Origin of the sequence: Thermobacillus xylanilyticus (genome assembly GCF_907165215.1) — a bacterium.
GTDB lineage: Bacteria > Bacillota > Bacilli > Paenibacillales > Paenibacillaceae > Thermobacillus > Thermobacillus xylanilyticus.
This window is the reverse complement of sequence record NZ_CAJRAY010000080.1, coordinates 1-22,016: the sequence shown is the minus strand read 5'-3', so window position 1 is coordinate 22,016 and position 22,016 is coordinate 1. Positions and strand designations below refer to the sequence as shown.

The 22,016-nt window shown below is 61.8% G+C and carries 20 protein-coding genes; 4 read left to right on the top strand and 16 right to left on the bottom strand.

Annotated features, from left to right (window positions below; genetic code table 11):
- Positions 1-46: 46 nt before the first annotated feature.
- Together KJQ12_RS14720 and KJQ12_RS14715 are read right to left on the bottom strand one after the other, a co-directional pair.
- A complete protein-coding gene (locus KJQ12_RS14720; RefSeq protein ID WP_213485461.1) occupies positions 47-889 on the bottom strand; it encodes a sirohydrochlorin chelatase in 843 nt (280 codons plus the stop codon).
- Positions 890-891: 2 nt separating this feature from the next.
- The gene (locus KJQ12_RS14715) at positions 892-1,182 is read right to left on the bottom strand and encodes a YerC/YecD family TrpR-related protein (protein WP_015253644.1); all 291 of its coding nucleotides are present in this window, start codon (positions 1,180-1,182) and stop codon (positions 892-894) included.
- A 211-nt stretch (positions 1,183-1,393) separates the two neighbouring features.
- Between KJQ12_RS14715 and KJQ12_RS14710 the strand changes: the two genes are divergently transcribed.
- Together KJQ12_RS14710 and KJQ12_RS14705 are read left to right on the top strand one after the other, a co-directional pair.
- A complete protein-coding gene (locus KJQ12_RS14710; RefSeq protein ID WP_213485460.1) occupies positions 1,394-1,876 on the top strand; it encodes a tyrosine protein kinase in 483 nt (160 codons plus the stop codon).
- Positions 1,877-2,487: 611 nt separating this feature from the next.
- Positions 2,488-3,180, top strand: a complete 693-nt coding sequence (locus tag KJQ12_RS14705; protein WP_213485458.1) for a DUF559 domain-containing protein — start codon at positions 2,488-2,490, stop codon at positions 3,178-3,180.
- Positions 3,181-3,491: 311 nt separating this feature from the next.
- On the opposite strand, the gene KJQ12_RS14700 is transcribed toward KJQ12_RS14705, so the two are convergent.
- The 6 genes from KJQ12_RS14700 to KJQ12_RS14675 form a co-directional block, all read right to left on the bottom strand.
- Positions 3,492-4,502, bottom strand: a complete 1,011-nt coding sequence (locus KJQ12_RS14700; RefSeq protein WP_213485457.1) for an inorganic phosphate transporter — start codon at positions 4,500-4,502, stop codon at positions 3,492-3,494.
- 39 nt (positions 4,503-4,541) lie between these two features.
- Complete coding sequence (locus KJQ12_RS14695; RefSeq protein ID WP_213485456.1) at positions 4,542-5,156, bottom strand: DUF47 domain-containing protein; 615 nt, start codon at positions 5,154-5,156, stop codon at positions 4,542-4,544.
- Between the two features lie 114 nt (positions 5,157-5,270).
- Complete coding sequence (locus tag KJQ12_RS14690) at positions 5,271-6,362, bottom strand: DUF3048 domain-containing protein (RefSeq protein ID WP_213485453.1); 1,092 nt, start codon at positions 6,360-6,362, stop codon at positions 5,271-5,273.
- A gap of 179 nt (positions 6,363-6,541) precedes the next feature.
- Positions 6,542-7,360, bottom strand: a complete 819-nt coding sequence (locus KJQ12_RS14685; RefSeq protein ID WP_213485451.1) for an alpha/beta hydrolase — start codon at positions 7,358-7,360, stop codon at positions 6,542-6,544.
- Between the two features lie 118 nt (positions 7,361-7,478).
- Entirely contained in the window at positions 7,479-8,561 is a 1,083-nt protein-coding gene (locus KJQ12_RS14680) for a lactonase family protein (protein ID WP_213485444.1), read from the bottom strand.
- 188 nt (positions 8,562-8,749) lie between these two features.
- Positions 8,750-10,336, bottom strand: a complete 1,587-nt coding sequence (locus KJQ12_RS14675) for a peptide chain release factor 3 (protein WP_213485442.1) — start codon at positions 10,334-10,336, stop codon at positions 8,750-8,752.
- Between the two features lie 166 nt (positions 10,337-10,502).
- On the opposite strand from KJQ12_RS14675, the gene KJQ12_RS14670 reads away from it, so the two are divergent.
- Positions 10,503-10,934, top strand: coding sequence for a VOC family protein (locus KJQ12_RS14670; RefSeq protein WP_213485440.1), 432 nt, complete (start codon positions 10,503-10,505; stop codon positions 10,932-10,934).
- 187 nt (positions 10,935-11,121) lie between these two features.
- On the opposite strand, the gene KJQ12_RS14665 is transcribed toward KJQ12_RS14670, so the two are convergent.
- From KJQ12_RS14665 to zwf, 8 genes are all read right to left on the bottom strand, one after another.
- Positions 11,122-12,069 (bottom strand): helix-turn-helix transcriptional regulator, encoded by a 948-nt coding sequence (locus tag KJQ12_RS14665; protein ID WP_213485438.1) that lies wholly within the window; start codon positions 12,067-12,069, stop codon positions 11,122-11,124.
- 183 nt (positions 12,070-12,252) lie between these two features.
- Positions 12,253-13,710: an ABC transporter substrate-binding protein gene (locus KJQ12_RS14660; RefSeq protein ID WP_015253634.1), complete on the bottom strand. Its 1,458-nt coding sequence runs from the start codon at positions 13,708-13,710 to the stop codon at positions 12,253-12,255.
- Positions 13,711-13,853: 143 nt separating this feature from the next.
- Positions 13,854-14,720, bottom strand: coding sequence for a carbohydrate ABC transporter permease (locus KJQ12_RS14655; RefSeq protein ID WP_213485542.1), 867 nt, complete (start codon positions 14,718-14,720; stop codon positions 13,854-13,856).
- 14 nt (positions 14,721-14,734) lie between these two features.
- Positions 14,735-15,568, bottom strand: a complete 834-nt coding sequence (locus KJQ12_RS14650) for a carbohydrate ABC transporter permease (protein ID WP_213485436.1) — start codon at positions 15,566-15,568, stop codon at positions 14,735-14,737.
- 113 nt (positions 15,569-15,681) lie between these two features.
- Positions 15,682-16,989, bottom strand: coding sequence for a response regulator (locus KJQ12_RS14645; RefSeq protein WP_213485435.1), 1,308 nt, complete (start codon positions 16,987-16,989; stop codon positions 15,682-15,684).
- Between the two features lie 15 nt (positions 16,990-17,004).
- Positions 17,005-18,801: a sensor histidine kinase gene (locus KJQ12_RS14640; RefSeq protein ID WP_244860629.1), complete on the bottom strand. Its 1,797-nt coding sequence runs from the start codon at positions 18,799-18,801 to the stop codon at positions 17,005-17,007.
- 164 nt (positions 18,802-18,965) lie between these two features.
- Complete coding sequence (locus KJQ12_RS14635; RefSeq protein ID WP_015253628.1) at positions 18,966-19,586, bottom strand: cyclase family protein; 621 nt, start codon at positions 19,584-19,586, stop codon at positions 18,966-18,968.
- A 43-nt stretch (positions 19,587-19,629) separates the two neighbouring features.
- Positions 19,630-21,189 (bottom strand): glucose-6-phosphate dehydrogenase, encoded by a 1,560-nt coding sequence (gene zwf, locus KJQ12_RS14630; RefSeq protein ID WP_213485434.1) that lies wholly within the window; start codon positions 21,187-21,189, stop codon positions 19,630-19,632.
- 349 nt (positions 21,190-21,538) lie between these two features.
- Here zwf and KJQ12_RS14625 point away from each other — a divergent pair, with 349 nt between their 5' ends.
- On the top strand, positions 21,539-21,928 hold the full coding sequence (locus KJQ12_RS14625) for a hypothetical protein (RefSeq protein ID WP_213485428.1): 390 nt from the start codon (positions 21,539-21,541) through the stop codon (positions 21,926-21,928).
- The last annotated feature ends 88 nt before the right edge of the window (positions 21,929-22,016 follow it).

Genomic DNA, 22,016 nt, shown 5'->3' with positions numbered 1-22,016 from the left:
CCTTCCGTGAAAAAAATAACCCCGCCGAACCGGCACGTTTTCCGTTTCAGCCCGACTGCCCGGCACCGCCCAGCCAGCCTTCGAGCTGCCGCTCCATCCACCGGGAAATCGCCGGATTCGGCAGCAGCGCCTTGCCGTTGTACCGGTAGTCGAACCCGGACAGGCGCGCGGGAATCACCGTGTTCGTGAAATAACCGCGCGACAGAAACAGCGGCGCCACGATAACCGCGTCCGTCTCCGGTCCCGCGGCCGGCACCGCGCAGCAGCCGTCCGCCGGCGCTGCGCCTCCCGCGTGCGCCTGCCGCTTCGTCAGCGCCCGCATGACGCAGGCGGCCTGATCCGGCAGCAGCATCGCCGTCTCCGCGCGGGCGAAGCCGCCCAGCTCCCGCACGCGCGCCGCGAGCTTGCGCATCCCGTCCCGCCAGATGCGGTTCAGGCCGCGCTCGCGGCTGCCGTGCGCGATGAGCAGCAGCGCCTCCCGCTCCGGCGCGATCGACAGCTCGCGCACGTTGTCCGCGATCAGCTCCGCGATGATCGGATCGTCGTCGATCGGCAGGCCGAACGTGACGCGCGCCCGCACCCGGAACGGCTCGAGTTCGCCTGCGCGGAACGCGGCCGGCGGCAGGCCGAACGCCTGCCGGATGTCGTCGACATGCGTGCTGCCCGACGACACAAAAAGCGGCAGCACGAACATCTCGTCCACGCCGCGCGCTTCCAGCTCGTCGATCCCGTCCTGGATGAGCCGTCCTTCCACGCACTCCAGGAACGACGTAACGATCGGCACGCCTTCCGGCAGCTGCACGTCTCTGACCGCTTCGTCGACCAGCCGGACCCATTCCGCGTCGGGTGAGCCGTGGCTGATGACGAGCACGCCCGGTCTTGCGCCCATCGTCAGCGTCCCAGGCGGCCGAGCGCCAGCCGGTAACCGTCCGTGCCGTAGTTCAGGCAGCGCTTCACGCGGGAGATCGTCGCCGTGCTGGCTCCCGTCTCGGCCTCGATCTGGCTGTACGTCGCGCCCTGGCCGAGCAGCCGCGCCACCTCCAGCCGCTGCGCGAGCGATTGGATCTCGTTCACCGTGCACAGATCATCGAAGAAAATATAGCACTCATCCACCGTCTTCAGCGTCAGAATCGCCTCGAACAGTTGGTCGATCGTTTTGTCGTTGAGCTTCTTGAGCTGCATCCGGTGTCCCCCTCAAAGCGTCCTTGTAAGCTCATTGTAGAACGGAAGCACGGTTTTTTCAAGCATTACCGTATTGGCGCTTTACAGGAGCGAAGAGAGCGCGGCCCGCACCATCCAAATCCGCCCGCTACCGGGCATTCGTCCATACGCGACGGATGCCCATGCATACACTGGGGATGAACGATACCCATGAAAAGAGGTTGTGATCACCGTGAACCATTATACGCACTTGCCCGGCAACCGAGGATTTACCCAGCCGCCGGGCGCCGGTGCTCCTTTTCCCGGGGGACCGCAGGCCGGACCGCCCGCCGATCCGTTCGCCGGGCCGCCCGCCTACCTGCAGAGCGTGCAATATCCGGGACTGATTCCGGCGCAGGGCGCAGCCAAGCCGGGCGGTCTTCCGAATCTGGCGGATCTGAAGCTGATCATCGATCGGATGGGCGGCATCGAAGGCATTTTGAGCACCATACAGAAAGTCCAGAAAATCGTCGGCACCGTGCAGCAGTTCGCGCCGATGATCAAATTGCTCGCCGGTTCGCTGGGCTCGAAGAAGACCGCCGCAGCCGCAAGCACGAACACCGAACGGCGCCCCCGCCGGCGCAGACGGCGCGGCGGCCGAAGGCCGCGCAGCGGAAGAGCCCGGCGCGGATCGCGCAGACGCGCCGGCATCCGGAGCTTCGACGAGATGTTCTGACAACGAAAACGAAGGCTTTGCCGTCCCTCACCGGGCACCGGCAAAGCCTTCTTGCTGTACGACTCGGTTCTGATACTTGTCAAACCAGCCTGTCATCTGTTCCGAAGCAGTCGACTCCGACATCAGTTCCGCTCGTCAATGATGACGTGTTATCCCGTTCGATCCACTTCCCTGTGGCATCCGCTCCTTTCCCACGTTTGTCGTCCGTGCAGGTGTCAGAGCGAAATTCGTGTGCTGCAGGTACGATGCTTCACAGGATCGCCATACACTTTCCCTTTTTTCAAGTTCATGCGCGTCATTCGTTATCCCGTCCGTTCTCCTATACGCATCACCGCCATATTCGAACTGACGCGGATGGAACCGCCGGTCACCGCTTTCAGTCCGCCCGCCTCGGCTGGACTGCTGTACCGGCGCCGCACTTTCATCATAATGGAGGACAAATTTTAAGCGCAATACCAAAATACGGTTGAGGCTTGGGCATTTTGTGCTTTAAAATGGTACTCAGAAAAAGCACATGATGTTGAATGGCTGCGAAGCACGCCGCTCGTTCGGACGGGAACGTCCGGGTGGGCGGCTTTTTCGCTGCCGGAATACGAGGGGGAGATGTCCGTATGGTTGCGAAGAAGATAGGTTTTCAAACCGCGTATGAACAGTGGCTGGCCATGCATGTGAAGCAGCGAAGCGGAGAGAGGAGACGCCGGGTGGAAGAAGGCCTTGGGCACGCGGAACAGAAGTTTGTGGAATTGGTCTGGTATCCGCTCTTTGGTGGCTTCGAGCATCTGCATCCGGAATATGAGTTGGTCGACTTTGGCGGCAACCTGAGGTTTGTGGATTTCGCCTGGATTCAAGACAAGGTGAAACTTGCCATCGAGATCGACGGTTTCAGCACGCACGCTTCAAACCTGTCGCGACGGCAGTTTGATGATGGATTGATGCGGCAAAATCATTTGATCATCGATGGATGGCACGTTCTTCGCTTCTCCTATGATCTGGTCCGCGACCAGCCCAGGACATGCCAGCAGGTGTTGCAGCAATTTTTCGGCAAGATCTGGACGCTCGGCGTTACCCGCTCCTTGACAGAGGTGAGCGCCGATGAGTTGCTTGAACGCGAAGTAATACGGTTCGCGCTTCGGGAAGACCGCCCGGTGCACCCCATTGATGTGCGCCGCCATTTGAAGATCAGCGAATGGCGGACGAGGCACTTGATGAAACGGCTTGTGGCCAAAGGATTGCTGGAACCGCTCCATGCCGACCGGCAGCGCATCCGCTGCTATCGTCTTGTCCGCGAGCGCCTGACGCTGTAGCGTGCATGCCACGCTACAGCTCCCGCAGAGGCACCGCCCGCGTCCCTGTAGCGTGCATACCACGCTACAGCCACCGCGCAGGCACCGCCCGCGTCCCTGTAGCGTGCATACCACGCTACAGCCACCGCACAGGCACCGCCCGCATCCCTGTAGCGTGCATACCACGCTACAGCCACCGCGCAGGCACCGCCCGCGTCCCTGTAGCGTGCATACCACGCTACAGCTCCCGCAGAGGCACCGCCCCGCGCCCAACAAAAAAACCTTCGCATCCGCGCCCATCCGAACGCCCTGCAAAGGTTCCCCACACGCACTCACAGGAACAAAAACTCGATAATCTTGAACACGATCGCCGCGATCACGGCCGAAATCGGGATCGTGATGATCCACGCGGACACGATGCGCCCGGCAACGCCCCAGTTCACGCTCGAGAACCGCTTCGCGCTGCCGACGCCGAGGATGGCCGACGTGATGACGTGCGTCGTGCTCACCGGCAGCCCCGTCGCCGTCGCCGTCATGATGACGCTCGCCGCCGTCGTATCCGCCGCAAAGCCGTTCACCGGCTCGATCTTGAAAATTTTCGTCCCCATCGTCTTGATGATCTTCCACCCGCCGACGCTTGTCCCGAGCGCCATCGCGAGCGCCGCCGAGAACTTGACCCAGAGCGGCACCTCCAGCGAATCTTGGTACTGCGCCGCCACAAGCGCCATCGTGATGATCCCCATCGCCTTCTGCGCGTCGTTCGTTCCGTGCGTGAACGACTGGAACGCCGCCGTCAGAATCTGCATTGAGCGAAAGCCCTTGTTCACCAGATGCGGATTCGCCCGGGCGAAGATCAGCTTGAGCAGCGTCATGACGATATAGCCCGCGGCAAACGCAATGATCGGCGAGAAAACAAGCGCCTGCACGATGCTGGTGAATCCCGACGCGTTCACGCCGCCGAACCCTTCCGAGGCGATGACGGCGCCCGCCAGCGAACCGATCAGCGTGTGCGACGAAGACGACGGAATGCCGTACCACCAGGTGATCAGGTTCCATGCGATGGCCGATATCAGCGTCGCAATGACAATCTGCACGCCATGCGTCAATGTCGCCGGATCGGCAACCTTGCCGCCGATCGTCTTCGCGACGCCGGTGAACATGATCGCCCCGACGAAGTTCATGACGGCCGCCAGAATAATTGCCATCCGGGGCGTCATGGCGCGCGTCGAAACGCTCGCCGCGATGGCGTTCGCCGTATCGTGAAACCCGTTGATGAAGTCGAAAGCAAGCGCCAAAACAACGACGACGCAGACGATGACAAACATGCTATCGAAAGCTGGCATCTGTTACTCCATTCCCCTTGTGTCGGTCCGCTGCGCCCGTCAGCTGTTCCGCATGATGATCGTCTCGAGCGTGTTGGCCACGTCTTCGCAATAGTCGGTCGTCGATTCAAGCCGCTCGTAAATCTCTTTCCGTTTCATCAGCTCGATCGGATCCGTCACGCTGGAGAACAGCGATTTGATGCACTCCCGCATCAGATCGTCCGCCTCATTCTCCAGCTCGTTGATGGCGATCGCATGCTGGCGCATCGCCAGCAGCTTCTTATGCGAGAGGAGATGAACCGCCTTGCGGATCTCGTGCGAGCACTTGACCAGAATCTCCGCGAATACGGACACGTACTTGTCATGCTCCCGGATCTGGTACATCTCGAACCGGGACGCCAGCGCCTCGATCCCGTCGAGCACGTCGTCCAGCGAACCGGTCAGCTTCAGAATGTCATCGCGATCGATCGGCGTAATGAACGTCTTGTTCAGCTCGGTCAGAATCGTATGTACATGCCGGTCGCATTTCGATTCGAATTCCTTCATGTCGCGGGCGAACGATGTCAAGTCGGTCAGCTGCGCCACATGCTTGTGAAAATATTCGACCGCCTCGACGATCGTATCCGCCATCTCTTCGAACGTCTGGAAAAAAATGCTTTTCTTACGGTTGAACATGGAACTCCCCTTCGCCATCGGCTTGGCCTGAATGAACCTCACTTATCTTAGCACATCTGCCTGTCCCATGTTAAGTGGACGTAAAGTGACAGTCTCATGCGACAGCACGCAAGCCTAAGCGTTCTCCGGCTGCCGGATCGTCACGTGATCCGCCAGCGACTTCGCGTCCGGCACGACATGATAATAGATCGTTCCGCGCGCGAAAGGCAGCTCGGCGCCGTCTTTCATCAGCCGGATGACGCCGCTTGCGTCGCGCTCCCACGTGCACTCGATCGCTTCGCCGCGGCGGATCAGCATGGCCGGACCGCCGGAGTCCAGATCCACCGCCAGCCGCCCTTCATCGTCAAGCACCTTGTGGGACGTGCCGAGCACTACCAGATTCGTCGCCGCAAGCTGCTCCCCGCTGACCAGATCGGTATGCGGCTCGCCGTCAATGAACCGGAGATACTGGCGCTTGTTCTCGTCATAACGGTACGTCACGATGTAGTTTTTCAGCTGGAAGCGGATGTCGATCTCCCGCACGCTTCCCGCCGTCGTTCCGTCTCCCTCATCGTCCAGAAAACGGTACGCCGGAATCGCCGCATCCGCAGCATAACCCCGCTTCTCCGCGCCCGCGCGCAGATTCGGCAGATCCGAGTACAGATTGTGCGGCGCCTTGCGCGACTTGTCGCGGCGGAAATAAGCGCCCGCGTTCGTGATCTCGTCAAGATGCTCTTTCTTCTGCTTGCGCAAAATCCCGTAAGCGTCGGTGCTCGCCCCGGCATGCACGATGACCGCGTTGTATGATTCCGCCAGCTCGATCATGTACGGGCGGATGCTGCGGATCGGTCCGATCGCCCCGTCATACGCCTCATCGCTCTGGAAAATCGCAATCAGCCGCGTAATGCCGCCTTCCGCGAGCACTTCCCACACCACGTCGGCGTGCGGCAGACCGGATTGGGGCCGCGCCGGCTTCAAGTTATTGATCATGACCGCCACCGGCCGCTTTTTCGCTTCTTCATCGTGCGGAAGCCCGGTCAGCGGCGCGAAATAAGCGGGCTGCGGTTCCGGCTCCGGCTCCGGGACCACAATCGGCTCCTGCTGATCCGCATCCTGATCCGCATTCCCGTTGTTCTCCTGCTTGCCGCCGCATCCCGCCGCGAGCAGCAGCAGAAGCAGCGCAAGCAGCAGAAGCAGCACCTTCCGGGCGTTTCGCGGTTTGTTCACGCTTCGATCCCTTCCTTGTCATCCCCTGTTTTTTCACCGATGTCTCTATTAAACCACAGAACTTGTCCAATTGTCCCGTCACATCTCATCAAAAGGATGCCCGCTCTTCGACAAACCGTCCGCAGGCCCAAGAAAAAAAAACGGCGCGATCCTTCTCCGGACCCCCCCGTTTTCCTTGCTCAGATGCTCCAGTGGTGCCACTCTTCCTGCCGGGCCGACAGCCCGTTCAACCAGTTGATCGTGTGCCGGATCGCTTCCTCCTGTGCTTTTCGCGCCGAGTACGTATGATCCGCCTGGAACAAAATCTCCTTCTCGCAGCTTCCCTCGCTCCGCATCCAGAGCAGCTTCTGCATCAGGAAGGTGTAATCCGTCGGAATGACGTCGTCGGATGTGCCGTGCAGGAGCAGCACATCGCCCGTGAAATGCGGCGCCGCCTGGAACGGCTGGTGCTCGGCCAGCGATTCGAAGAACCGCGGCTTCAGCGAATAGCCGAGATAGTCCGCCTCGCCGCGCGCCATCGCCTCGTCGTAGACATGGCGGCCGACGATCCGCACAATGTCGTTGAACGGGTGGAACGCCGCCGACCAGAGCACGAGCTGCCGCACCCGCCTGTCCTTGACCGCCGTATGCAGCGCGACCGCTCCGCCCAGACTGTGGCCGAGCAGCGTCACCCGCTGCGGGTCGATGTCGCAGATGTCCAGCACATAGTCGAGCGCCGTCCGCGTCTGTCCGATCATCGACGAGAAGCCGAGCGAGCCGTAGTCGCCCGTGCTTTCGCCGCATCCGCCGTAATCGAAGCGCAGCGCGTAGTAGCCCGCCTCCGCCAGCGCCCGGGCCGTCTTGACGAACAGCCGGTCCACGCCGATGCGGGTGCCGACGAAGCCGTGGCAGATGATGACCGCCGGCGCTCTTCCTTCTTCCATTTTCTCGCCCGCCGGATAATGCAGCGTCGCCGCCAATTCCAGGGATTCGAACTTCAGCGTCAACGATTTCTCCATCCCGGTTCCCTCCCGCATGACGCTCATTAATCTTATATATCCGATTCTAATACTTGGTTTTTATCATAATCGGAAAGCCGCCCGTTGTCAATGGACGGACGGCTTGCGATTTCGAACTTCAGCCCGCCGATACCAACTCCGGCGGCGCCGGCGTCATGACGATGCACACCGGCTTCGCGCTGGCGTACGGCTCGCCGATGACTTCCGGCATGCCGTCCGGGCCGATGCGCATCACGTCGATCCGGTTGTCGTCCTGCGCGGCGACGAGCAGATGCCGTCCGTCCGGCACCGGCGCGAAGTTGCGCGGCGTCCGCCCGGTGGACGCGTGCCCGATGAAGGTGAGCAGGCCGTCCGGACCGACCGAGTAGACGGCCAGGCTGTCGTGGCCCCGGTTGGACGCGTACAGCCATCGGCCGCCGGGATCGAGATGGATGTCCGCCGCCAGATTCGCTCCCTTGAAGTCCTCCGGCAGCATCGGCACGCGCTGCAGCAGCTCGCCGGCCGCCCGCTCCGCATCGAAGGCATAGACCGACACCGTCGAAGACAGCTCTTCCAGCAGATAGAGGAGCGGCAGCGACGGATGAAACGCCAGATGGCGCGGTCCGCCGCCCGGCGTCGTATGAATGGCGCCCGCCGGTTCGAACTTCCCGTCCGGGCTCGTCCGGTAGACCATCAGCCGGTCGATGCCCAGATCGCAGACGATCCGGTACCGGCCGGACGGGTCGCTCATGATCGAATGCGCATGCGGCGCTTCCTGCCGGTCCGGACGCACACCGCTGCCGGCATGCTGCACCGTGTCGGAGGCCGGCAGCAGCCCGCCGTCTTCCCGGACGGGGTAGACCGACGCGTTGCCGCCCATATAATTGGCGACGTACACGCGCGAGCCATCCGGCTCCAGGCAGACATAGCACGGCGAGCGGCCGTGGGACGGCTGGCGGTTGATGAGCGCGAGCCTGCCCGTCGCGCGGTCGACGCTTAGCGCGGCCACCTCGCCTTCGCCGTGCTCGCTCACCGCGTACAGCACATACCGGCGCTCATCGAACGCCAGATACGATGAATTTGCCACGCCGCCGCATCCGGCGAGCCGCTTGAGCTCGCCCCGTTCCGCATCGAACAGCAGCGTCTCGATACCTTCCCGATCCGCCGGCGTATAAGAACCGGTAAACACCAGCCACCAGCGGTTTGCCTCCTGCCGTGCCATGCCGCTCAACTCCTCCGCTTGTTTCGCTCTGCCGGTATTGCACCGGTATTGCGCCGATCTCCCGCTTATACCGGCCTGTGCCTGATTGCGCCGCACGCCCGCGTTTTTCCGGCCCGCGCTGCATTTTTTACGCCTCTTTACGCCTCTTTACGCCGCACCCTCACGGATTCCCGATTCGTGCCGCACCATTACGGCGCCGTCTCGAGGAACGTGACGTCCGGATTTTTCTCCATCGCCGTCCGCAGCGCATATTCGCTCTCGAACAGCGCGACGAGCCGGTCTTTCTTGTCCCGCACCACCGTCGAGTTGATGCGGAACTTCGACGTGTCGATTTTGTCCCCGACGAGCCAGCGGGCGAACTGGAACGGCATCCGGTGCAGCTCGATGTCGACGCCGTACTCCACTTTCATTCGGTACTCGAACACCTCGAACTGCAGCTGGCCGACGACGCCGAGAATCGTCTCGTCGAACCCGCTCGTCGAATAGAACACCTGCACCGTGCCTTCCTCGGTCAGCTGGTCGATCCCTTTCTGGTATTGCTTGTGCTTCATCGCGTTTTTGACCGTGACCTTCGCGAACAGTTCCGGCGAGAACGTCGGCAGCTCGTCGAACACGATGTCCTCTTTTTCCGCCAGCGAGTCGCCGATCCGGAAAATGCCGGGGTCGAACAGCCCGACGATGTCGCCGGGGTACGCCTTTTCGACGATATCCCGATCCTGCGCGAGGAACTGCTGCGGCTGCGACAGCTTGATCTCGCGTCCGGCCCGCACATGCCGCACCGTCATGCCGCGCTCGAACCGTCCCGAGCAGATCCGCAGGAAGGCAATCCGGTCGCGGTGCGCCGGATTCATGTTCGCCTGAATCTTGAAAATATACCCGCTGAACCGGGGGCTGAGCGGCTCCACTTCGCCGTTTTGCGATTTCCGCGGCGTCGGCGCCGGCGCGAGCTCGAGGAAGTTCTCGAGGAACGTCTGCACGCCGAAATTGTTGATCGCGCTGCCGAAGAAGACCGGCGTCAGTTCGCCGCGCCGCACCTTCTCCAGATCGAACGGGTCGCCCGCGACATCGAGCAGTTCGAGATCCTGGCAGAGCTGCTCGTACAAATAATCGCCGGCGATGGAGCGGACGCTCTCGTCCCGGTAGTCGTCCACCTTGTGGACTTCGATCGTGTCATGGTTGTTCCCCTGGAACCGCTCGACCTGATGTTTCATCCGGTCATAGACGCCGCACAGCTCCCGACCCATGCCGATCGGCCAGTTCATCGGCACCGAACGGATGCCGAGCACCCGCTCGATTTCTTCCATCAGATCGAACGGATTCCGGCCTTCCCGGTCGAGCTTGTTGATGAACGTGAAGATCGGGATGCCCCGCTTCGCGCACACCTGGAACAGCTTGATCGTCTGCGCCTCGACCCCTTTGGCCGCGTCGATCAGCATGACCGCGCTGTCCGCGGCGGTCAGCGTGCGGTACGTGTCCTCGCTGAAATCCTGGTGACCCGGGGTGTCCAGAATGTTCACCCGATGGCCTTTGTAGTCGAACTGCAGCACGGAGCTCGTCACCGAGATGCCCCGCTGCTTCTCGATTTCCATCCAGTCGGATGTCGCATGCCGGTTGGCCTTGCGCGCCTTGACGCTGCCCGCTTCGCGGATGGCGCCGCCGAACAGCAGCAGTTTCTCCGTCAGCGTCGTTTTCCCGGCGTCCGGGTGGGAAATAATGGCGAACGTGCGGCGGCGCATCACTTCCGTCCGCAGTTCTTCGAGCACATCGCTCTTCATACACGCAGTCCTTTCTCATCCTCAGCAAAATAACATTCCAATTATACCACATCCGGATTCATGACCGTACCTGTCACCAATCCGCGATACAATGGCTTCGGACCGGGCGGATTCCATCCCCTGAACCGCCCGGCGCAAAGATCAAACTCGCAAGGGAGAGATGACCATGACGTACAAGGCAACTCCGTTCATCCTGCTCGACGGACAGGCCCGGGAGGCGATCCGGTTCTACGAATCGGCTCTCGGCGCGCAAGTCGTCCTCGTCAAGACCTACGGCGAGGCGCCGGACGCCGACGACCAGGGGCTGTCCGCCGAAGCCCGCGAACGCGTCACCCACTCGGTGCTCGTGTTCGGCGGCGCCGAGCTGTACGTCGCGGACTGCCTGCCCGGTGAGCCCGCGCACGCCGGTCCCCGCGTCCAGATCTGCATTACGGCGCCCGACGTGGCGGCCTCTACCCGGATCTTCGACGCGCTGAGGGACGGCGGGGAGGTCGTCGCGCCGCTTGCGCCGATCTACTTCAGCCCGGCATACGGCATCGTCAGGGACAAGTTCGGCGTCACGTTCCAGATCTTCACGGAGCGGCCGGCGGCGAATTGATCGGCCAGGTGCACGATTTCGGGCTCTAACGGAACCACGTTCCGTTAGAGCTCACTCGCGCGCCACAGCCGGGCCGCTATTCCCCGACCCCGCACGGCTTCCGGCCCCGACAACGGCATCCGCATCATGCCTCCAGCCCCCATCCGCGGCCAGCCCGCAACGCCCGCGCAGCCCATCTTGACACGCGCTACTCCCGATAGCGCTCCATCCGCTCCGCCAGCCGCCTGCGGATTTCCGCCCGGAGCTCCTCCGGCCCTTCCGCCTCGGCCTCGCTTCCCAGCGCGACGAACAATTCCGCGAAGAACGGCAGATCGCCGCGCGGCACCTCCGCATCGACCGTCCCGCTGCCGTCGCCCTCCACCGTGACCATCGGCGCCAGCCAATGCTTGCTCTCCCACCGGCGCACGCCTTCGGCGGTCAGCCTCGCCCGCAGCCGAATCCGCTCCCCCGCCGTCGCGGCTCCAAGCCGGGCTTCCCGCACCTCGTCCGGATCGAGCGGCTGCAGATCCGGACCGTCAGGCTCCGCCCGGCGAACCCGGTCGCAGCGGAACACCCGGTAATCCTCCCGCTCGTAACAGTATGCGGTGCAATACCAGAACCCGTCGTCCGCGTACAGCAGCGCCGGCCGGATGCGCCGCAGCTCGACCGCGCCGTTCTTCGCCTCGTATTCGATCCGCAGCGCCTGGCCGCGGATGGCCGCTTCGAGCAGCCTCCCCAAACACGGCGCCTCGGCCCGCCGCTTCGGCGCCAGGAAGTCGACCCGGTCCTTCATCCCGTCGATCCGCTCCCGGATGTCGCCGGGCATGTTCAGATAGAACTTCCGCTCCGCCGACGCCGACTCGGCCTCGAACGGCAGCTCCGCGTAATGGCGCAGCGCATGGATCGCGAAGAAGACGGCGGCCGCTTCCCCTTCCGTGAACGCGATCGGCGCAATCACCCGCTCCCGCAGCACCTGATAGCCGCCGTTCGGCCCCGTCTCCGAATAGAGCGGCACCCCCAGCTCGCTCAGCGTCTGCAGATCCCGCAGCATCGTCCGCGTGGAGACGCCGAACTCTTCGGCCAGCTCCCGCACTTTGAACCGGCGCTTCCGGTTGACAGCCATCATCAGCTCCAGCAGGCGCCTGGACTTCGACATCAGCAATCCCTCCAAAAAACTCCACGCCCTGAGCATACCACTGCCGGCGCGCGAAACCAAACATTCCCCATGAAATTGACCGCCGTCATCATGTGTGCGCGGACCATGCACCCGCCGACAAAAGACAAAAACCAAGGCGCCCCGCGGGTCCCTCGACCCGCAGAACGCCCTGCCCCGCAACAACTATTCCATCACAATCTTGTCAAAATAATCCGCCTGCACCTGCGCAGCCGCCGCATCCAGCTCTTTCTTCAGATCGACGCCCTTCTCCGAGAACACTTTCTGGATGACGTTCGTCATCGCCGCGTAGTAATCCTGCGTATGATATTGCGCCTCCGGCTTGCCGTCCAGCAGCCGGTTCGATTCCGGATCGTACTTGTACACGTTGTCGTACCGTTCAAAAATCGCCTGCACCTTCTGCCCGTACTCCGAGTTGTTGTCGAAGTAGTTGAACTGCGGCGGGACGAAGAACTTGCCCTCATCCTTGCGCGCCTGAATGTCCCGCTCCAGCGACTCCAGATAATCGTCCGTGAAATAGTCGAACGTGATATAGTCGAAAGCCGCCTTCTGCTCGGCCGGCGTGGCGTTCGGGTTGATGACGAGCCAGTCGCCGCCCAGCACCCCGATGTGCCGGCCGTCTTTCTCATAGGCGGGCATCGGGAACGTCAGCACGTTCTCCGGCTGCATGCCGCCCTGGTTCAGCGCCTGATCGAGCGGACCTTCCGCGCCCGCGATGACCATCGCCGTGCGCCCCTGCGCGAAGGCGCCGACCGCTTCGCCCCAGTTGAGCGCCCAGTCCTGAGGTATCGCGTTCGCTTCCCATCTGAGCCGGTGATACAGCTCCAGCGCCTTCAGCCCGGCTTCGGAGTTGAACACCGCCGTCACTTTTCCGTCCTTCACTTCCTGAATCTCGCCGCCGGCTTCGAACAGGAAGTTCGTCCAGTTCCAGCCCGCTTCGTTGCCTTTGCCCATCGGCGCGATGCCGGCGATGCCCTTGTCCGGCTCCGCCACCGCCCGGGCGGTCTGCAGCATGTCTTCCCACGTCCAGTCGTAGCCCGGCACCGGCACGCCTTTGTCGTCCAGCAGCTTCTTGTTCATCACGATGCTGGTCGTGTAGCCTTTCTGCGGAATGCCGTACACTTTGCCGTCAATGATGAATTGGTTCGCCAGAATCGGGTTGATCTGATCCTTGTACGGATATTGGTTCCACAGCTCCGTAATGTCGGCCGCCCAACCCTTCTCCACCAGAAATTTCGCCTCGGTCGCCCAGGTGTTGAAGAACGTCGGCGCCTCGTTGGCGGCCATCTTCAGGCCGATCTCGTCGACCGAGTAGTGCCAGTCGCTCTTCACGATATTGACGTGCGGATACTTCTCCTGGAAGCGGCGGATCTTGTCGTCTTCCAGCCGCCGCGCCTCCGTCTGGTCCGGAAGCGGATAGTAAATGCTGATCGTCACTTCCTCCGGCGCCTCCTCCTGCTGACCGGACGAATCGGCCGTACTCTCCGACGATTGGCCGTTCCCGGCAGTCGAGCCGCCCGACGAACCCGCTTGATTGTCCTTCTGGCCGCCGCCCCCGCCGCAAGCGGCGATGATCGTTCCCAAGAGCACGAGACAGCAGGCCAATGCCATCAACTTGCGCATCCGATAACTCCCCTTCTATTCGTTGGATCGTGTTACAGCCCCATCATAGTGCAAGCGCTTCAAGAGCTGAATGTGCGTTCCTACTCCGTTAGTGTGCAAGATTACGAAGGTGCACCCGCCGCCCGGCACACAGCCGATGCCCGTCACCCCTTCACGCTTCCCAGCTGCAGCCCCCGCATGATGAACCGCTGGAACAGCAGGAACACCGCGATCGGCGGAATCATGACGATGGACAGAATCGCGAACCGGATGTTCAGGTCCAGCTGCCGCGCGCCGATGACGTATTTGTAAATCGCGGTCGACAGCGGGTACATCGTGCTCTTGTGCATGATGAGCGAAGGCCAGAACCAGTCGTTCCACGCCGTCGAGAAAATGAAAATCGCCAGCGTCGAGTAGATCGGCACCGACAGCGGCAGCGCGATCCGGCTGAAGCAGCGCCAGTCGGAAGCGCCGTCCATCCGCGCCGCCTCGAACAGTTCATGGTGAATGCCGTCCATGAACGTCTTGAGCAGCAGCAGATAGAACGCGTTGGCGCCCGCCGGCAGCCAGAACGCCCAGAAGCTGTTCATCAGCCCGAGCTCCTTGATGTTGACGAAGTTCGGGATGATGTACGTCGTCGGCGGAATGAACAGCGTCATCAGGAAGAACGTCGTGACCGCCCGCTTGTACGGCACCCGCAGATGGGACAGACTGAACGCCGCCGCTCCCAGCACGACGAAGATGACCATCGCATTCCCGCCGAAAATCAGCAGCGTGTTCCGCAAGTACAGCGGCATGTCGAAGAACTGCCAGCCTTCCCGGTAGTTGCGCCAATGCCATCCGTCCGGGAAAAAGGTCGGCGGAAACGAGTTCACGGCCGCGTTCGTCTTCAGCCCGTTGAACAGCGTCACGAAAATCGGATTCAGCATGGAGACGACCATCAGCGCGATGATCACGATGACCAGACCGTATACCAACTTCACGCCCGGCCTGCGAAAATCGTACCGGGACAAAATGCCGCGCTCAACCATTCTGCCGCTCCTCATCATGCACCCGCTCCTTTGTCTTGCAGACGGTTCCGGATGACCGCAAGCAGGGCCAGCACGAGGAACATCAGCACGCCGAGCGCGGAAGCGGCCCCGATCTCCAGCTTCGTCGTCGCGTACTTCACGATGAGCAGCGCGTACGTCAGCGTCGCCTTCATCGGTCCGCCGTCGAGCATCGCGAGCTGCGACTGGTAGCTCTGCGACGTGGCGATCAGCTGCATGACCAGCATGAGCAGCACGAGGTTGCGGATCGACGGCAGCGTGATGTGGCGGATGCGCGCCCAGATCCCGGCGCCGTCGATCTCGGCGGCTTCATACCAGTCCTTCGGAATGCTGAGCACCGCGGCCAGATAGATCAGCATGGCCGAGCCGAACTGCTGCCAGGTCTCCATGAGGACGATCGAGATCATCGACCAGTCCGGATCCGTCATGAAAGCGACGGAATCGAGGCCGAGTGCCTGCAGCGCCGCGTTGATCGGCCCTACGGGATCGTAGAACCACCGCCAGAGCCCGTACAGGACGACGAGCGGCACGACGTTGGGCAGATACGCGGACGCGCGCACGAAGCCCTGGAACCGCCGCAGCTCCGATACCGCCAGGGCAAAAAAAATCGGCACCCAAAAGCCGATCACCAGGCACAGCCCGACGAAATAGAGCGTGTTCCGGACCGCGACCAGGAGGTCCCGGTCGCTGAGCACGGTCCGGTAATTGTCCCATCCGACGAACGTGTTGCCGTGGACGAAGTCGACATGATAGAGACTGTACACGAACCCTTTCGCAATCGGCAGCCACAAGAATACGATGAAGATCGCGGCCGCCGGCAGCACAAACATGCAGCCCCAGAAATATTTCCTCAGCTTCCCTCATCCCTTTTCTCTTTTTCTCCCATTGTAGGGACGAGGGCGCGTGCGTTGAATGTGCGGTTCTATCGACATGATGGCTGATCTTACTTCTTTAGCTCGCTCGGGCTTGCGCCGAAATACTTCTTGAACATCTTGCTGAAATGCTCCGGCGACTCGTACCCGACTCTCTCCGCGATCTCGTAGCGCCGGAGGTCGGTGTTCAGCAGCAGCCGCCGGCTTTCCTCCATCCGCAGCTTCACGACATATTCCCACAGATTGCAGCCCATGTACTTCTTGAACAGATAGCTCAGGTAGTTCGGGCTGACGTGGATCTGTTGCGCCACTTCGAGCAGGGTCAGCCCTTTTTTCGCGTAATGCTCGTCAATGTAGGCTTTCGCCGTCTCGACGATCCGGTTGTTCTGCACGCGCAGCTCTTCCTCGGTGGGATCTTCCCGAACCGGTCCCCGCTGCAGATCGCCGTAATAGAACACATGATGGTCGTCATGGCTGCGGTTCCATTCGATCGCCTTCCGGCTCTGTTCATTCAGCTCCGGCAAATACCGGAGCCCCGTCAGCACCTGGCTGATGCCGAGGGTGCAGCCGATGCCCAGAACCTTGCGCAGGTTGTGATGCATGCTCCGCGCGAGCATCTCCATCTGATGGATCGGACTGACGGACGCTTCCTGATCCCGGGACAAATCCCATTGCAGCACGACGGTGATCTCGTCCCGTCCGGAGAAGAACGCATGATGCCGCCACTCGCCGTCGAGCAGCTCGCACACGATGTTGAGCGCGCCGTAGCGCAGCAGCTCCTTCTCCTTTCCGGCAAACGGACGGTCTTCGATCTCGAGCTGCAATTTGATTACGGAAAAATAAGGCCCGCGGACGTCGAGCCCGAGCGCTTCCAGCGATTCCGCATCCTGCGGCGCTCCCTCGAGCAGCCCCTTCAGCGCTTCGATCTGGCGGGGCTTAAGCTCCCGCATGCGGAACCGCTCGCGGACGGCTTCCGCCCCCTCGGCAAGGCCGGTCTCCTTCGGTTTCTCCGCCGTCAGCAGCACGTCCCGCACCCGGTCCAGGAACTGGCCGTGGTCGAGCGGCTTGATGAGATAGTCTTTCGCCCCGAGCCGGATCGCCATCTGCGCGTACTGGAACGACTCGTGCGCCGACACGACGAACGTCTGCACCCACGGCTTGATCATTTTCGCCTGGTGCATCAGTTCGATGCCGCTCATTCCGGGCATCTGGATGTCGGTGATGATCAGATCGACGTCCTCCATCCGGACGTGGTCGAGCGCCTCATGGCCGCTCGTCGCCGTGACGATGTTTCGGATCGGCAGCCCGGAATCGGCGAGCAGACTGCGGATTCCCTGGCAGATGAGCGGTTCGTCGTCGACGATGAGCACGGTGTACACGGGCATTCCCCCTGTTCATTCATTCGGTTCCGGACCAATCGGCAGCACAAGCTTCGCCGCAAGTCCGCCGCCCTCGCGCTTCTCGTAGCTGAGCCCGTACGGCTCTCCGAAATGCAGCCGAATCCGCTGCTGAATGTTGCGGACGCCGTAGCCGCGGTCGGGATCGGTCTCTTCCCCGCTTACCAGGCGGCGCAGCAGTTCAAGATCGGCTTCCTTGTAGCCGTTGTCGGCGACGCGGATGACCGCGCAGCCGCCTTCGATGCGGCCGATGACCGCGATCTCCCCTTCGTCTTCCATCGCCTTGACGCCGTGGATGATGGCGTTCTCGATGAGCGGCTGCAGCGTGATCTTCGGAATCGGCGTCGCAAGCAGCGCCTCTTCCACGTCCCAATGCACGCGGAAACCGTAGTCGTAGCGCATTTTCTGCAGATTGACGTAGGCGCGGGCGTGCTCCAGCTCGTCCCGGAGCGGAATCAGTTCCTTGCCGCGGCTCAGCGCGATGCGCATCAGCCGGGACAGCTCCTTGATCATCTGCGCCGATTCGGAATGGCCGTCGAGCGAACATTTCCAATAGATGCTCTCGAGCGTGTTGTAGAGCAGGTGCGGATTGATCTGCTCGTAAAGCAGCTTGAGCTGCGCCTCGCGCTGCTTGATCTCGAGCTTGTACTGATTCTCGAACAACGCGTTGAGCCGGGAAGCCATCGCGTGGACGGAGGACATCAGCACGCCGATTTCGTCATGGCGCCCCGTCTCGCGGTATTCCGGCAGCGATCCGCCGGGTTCGTACATCCGGAAGAAGCCGACCAGCTTCTGCAGCGGCGTCATCAGCGAGCGCCAGAAATAGAACATGATCAGCATGACCGCGAAGGCGAGCCCGACCGTGATCGTCTGGATCGCTTGCCTGAGCTCGGTCTGCTGGCTGAGCAGCGCCTCGACGGGCATCCGGTACACCAGCTTCTGCTTCCGGTATTCGTTATAGTGAACAACGTAAATATGATCTTCGTGCACGGCGCTGTATGTCCCTTGGTAGGACGCCATTTTCTCCTTGCCCGGCACGTCGATTGTGTGACCGATCGCGCCGTCGCCCGACGCCAGCACCTGATCGTCTCCGTTCGTGAAGAAGATTTCGCCTTCCGGCAATGTAACCGTATTCAAGGAATCGCGTACGATATGTTCGACGCCGGTCGCGACCAGGACGCCGATCGGCCGATCCGCCCGCTCGATGCTGTTTACCGCCCGCACATAGGCAAGGGTGGGCTGTTTCGAGACGGGGCCGTATGCGGCGAAAATTTTCAAGTATCCGGTCCCCTTCTTCTCCAGCGCTTCCGGATACCAGTCCGGCATTTCCCCGTCATCGAAAAAATAAACCCCGCGCGTCGACAGCTGCGTGCTCGGCGCGAACGAGAAATAGCCGTCGGGATCATATGCGTAGAACGAATAGTCGACTGCCCGCGATCCGCTCATCGCCGTGGAATAGCTCGCCAGCAGCTCGTCAAGCGCCTCGAACTGTTTGATCCGCTCGTACGCCGAATACTGCTCCGGATGGCCGAGCTGCTGCAGGACGGGGTTTTGCAGAATCGTCCGCGTGATCTTGTTGATCGCGTCGATATCCCGCTCGATGAGACTGTAGTTCTGCTTGTTCAGCTCCACATAGGCGTTCGTGACGTTGCTCTTCAGGATCTGCTCGGCTTTCCGGCCGCCGTACAGGTGCAGGGCAAAGACCGGAACCATGATGATGAGAAAGAGCAGCACGAGCTGCCGCTTCATGGTCAGCCGGGTCAGCGGATTGATGAGTCTGGGGCGCAGTCGCACGGTTCAGCCCTCCCGATCATACATCCAATCTAGCAGATCACGGCGCGCGGGAGCGTGTCGGGAACTACCGATATCAGTTGCGATTTTACGGATTTTCGTCCGCACAGACAACAAGCGGGCCGCGAAACTGGTTCGCAGACCCGCTTATCCGGTTCATGCTATCCTCATCCGATCAGGAACGCCCGCGCCGGCGCCGCGTCGATGCCCGTCAGCTTGAGCGGCGCGATGACGAGCCAGTAGCTGCCCGGCTCGACGTGGCCGAGCCTCAGGCCTTCGACGATGACGATGTTGTTTCGGAGCAGCGGCCGGTGCGTCGTGTACTCCGGCTGCGCCCGCTCGATGCCGAGCGCGTCGGTGCCGACCAGCGTCACGCCGCGCTCGATCAGGTATTGCGCCCCGTCTTCGCGCAGGTAGACGAAGTCCATCAGGAACTCGTCCGTCAGCGAGCTTTTCGTCTTGAGCAGAATCCGCTCGCCGCGCTGGATGCCGTGAGGCAAGAGATCTTCCTTCGTGATCGCGTCATTCACATGCGTCAGGTCGAGCACGCGGGCCGGTCCGACGAGCTGCTCCAGCCCGATCGTCTCGATCGTTTCGCCCCCCGCCAGCATGTGCAGCGGCGCGTCGACGTGCGTGCCGCAGTGGACATCGATGTCGATGCGGCTCTCGTGCACCTTGCCCGTCTGATGATTGACCGTGTTGTAGATTTTCGGCCGTTTCTCATCCTTGTTCTTGTATACCTGCATGCCTTCATGGATCGTCATCGAAATGTCGATGATCCGCTGCATGTCCGTCCCTCCGTTTCAGGCGCGCGGTTCCGGCACCGGCCCGTTATTTCGTATTGCTGATCCAGATGACGTTGTCTTCGTCCTGTCCGTTCACCGGCCACCAGTGATAGCCGTCTTCGGCGAGCAGCTCCGCGGCGCGCTCCGGCCCCCAGGAGCCGGCCGGGTAGAAGAGCAGCTCCGACTCCGGCAGGCGCCAGGCCTCGGCGATCGGGTCGACGAACGCCCAGGCATGATCGACTTCGTCCCAGCGGGTGAAGTACGTCGAGTCGCCGCGGATCGCGTCGTAGAGCAGCGTCTCGTACGCTTCCGGCGTGTTGAGGCCGACCTGGCAGCTCTGGCAGAACTCCATCGCCACCGGTTGGATGTCCGCGTCGCTCCCCGGTTTTTTCGCGTTGATTTTGATGTAGATGCCTTCCATCGGATTGACGCGGATGACGAGCAGATTCGGCGCCAGCTCGTTCCGCGTTCGGAACAGCACGCCCGCCGGCGCGTTCTTGAACTCGATCACGACCTCGGTCGTCTTCACCGGCAGCCGCTTGCCCGTGCGGATGTAGAACGGCACGCCGGCCCAGCGGAAGTTGTCGATGAACACCCGCGCCGCAAAATACGTCTCCGTCACCGATGCGGGATCGACCGAATCTTCTTCGCGGTACCCCTTCAGCGGCTTGCCCTTGAGCGTGCCCGCCGTGTATTGGCCGCGCACGACGTTCCGGTACACCTCTTCCGGGCTCCGGAACGGCCGCAGCGAGCGGAGCACCTTCACTTTCTCGTCGCGGATGTCCTCGGGATGCAGCCGGCTCGGCGGCTCCATCGCGATCATCGCCAGCATCTGGAGCATATGGTTCTGCGCCATGTCGCGCAGCGCCCCGGATTTGTCGTAATAGCCGCCGCGGTCCTCCACCCCGACCGTCTCGGCCAGCGAGATCTGAACGTTCGCGATATGCTTGTTGTTCCAGAGCGGCTCGAAGAACGCGTTGGCGAAGCGGATCACTTCGATGTTCTGCACCATTTCCTTGCCGAGGTAATGGTCGATCCGATAAATTTCCTCTTCCCGGAATACCTGCGTAATTTGCGCGTTCAGCTCCCGCGCGGACTCGCGGTCATAGCCGAACGGCTTCTCGATGACGAGCCGATGCCAGCCGGTCGTCTCCAGCAGACCGCCTTCGCGCAGGTTGAACGACACCGGGCCGAACAGTTCGGGCGCCAGCGCCAGATAGAACAGCCGGTTGCCCGGAATGCCGAACTGCGCTTCGAGCCGCTGCGTCAGGGCGACCAATTCGCGGAAACCTTCCAGGTTATGGATGTCCAGCGACATGTACACGAAGTGCTTCTCGAACCGGCTCCACAGTTCCTCGTCATCCGGTTTGTACCGGCAGAACTCCTGGATCGAGGCGAGCACATCCGCGCGGAACTGTTCGTCCGTGCGCGGCCGGCGCGCCAGGCCGACGACGGCGAAATCTTCGGCCAGTTTTCCTTCCTTATATAAACTGAACAGGGCAGGGTAAAGCTTGCGTTTCGCAAGATCACCGGTTGCGCCGAACAGATAAATGACAGCGCCTTCCATTTTGGCCGCTTGCGGCCCCAGGTTCAATTGACCAGACATCGTTCCCCTCATTCTTTCCCGAATTGGATATGGTGGCTGCCTATGTTTTACATGCTATGTAGTGTATCACAATCGCCTGCCGATCGCCATCTGACCCTTTATAAAAAAAAAAATTGATAAAGGTGATCCAAGAAATTACGGCTGGCGCTGTCCTCTCGTGCAGGCGCATCCTTTATAAATCCTTGCTATAAACCCATGCCTTTGAAAAATGGGCCGACCGCCGCGTGCGAAAGCCGTTTCCGAATCCGCGCGGGTGGGCAAATGACGAGGCGCATCCGCCCCCGGGTGAATATATTGAATCGGCAGCTGTCCCCCTGTGCCGATGTCGGACGGAAAGGAGGCGATGCGGATGGAACCGATTTTTCCGCTCACGGAAGAGCATCTTGACCGGTTCCGCGGACAACTGGTGTGCGTCGTCATGCAGGACGGCACGCGGCATGTCGGGATCTTGAGCCGCTGCCGCAACGGGCGGCTCGTCCTGAACGATGATGCGGGCGGCGATGGCCCCGATCTGCATGCCGATGCCGGCGGGAAGCGGCGCTCCCGGCGGCAGTCCGTGAGCCGGAAACGCAGCGGGAAGCCGGCGGGCGCCGCGCAGCCGGATGTGGCTTATGCGGCCGGCTTCGGAAGCGGCGGATGGGCAGGTCCGCCGCACGGTCCGTACGGCCCGTACGGGTTCTTCGGCCCGCGGCTGCTGCTGGATCTGGCGCTGATTGCGCTCGTGTTCCTGATCCTGTAGGTTTCCCTGATCCGCCTCGGGCGCATTCCTGTTAGAGTAAAATTTGTGTTGGGGTAAAGATTGGAAAAAGCGGGCATAGAAAGAGAGC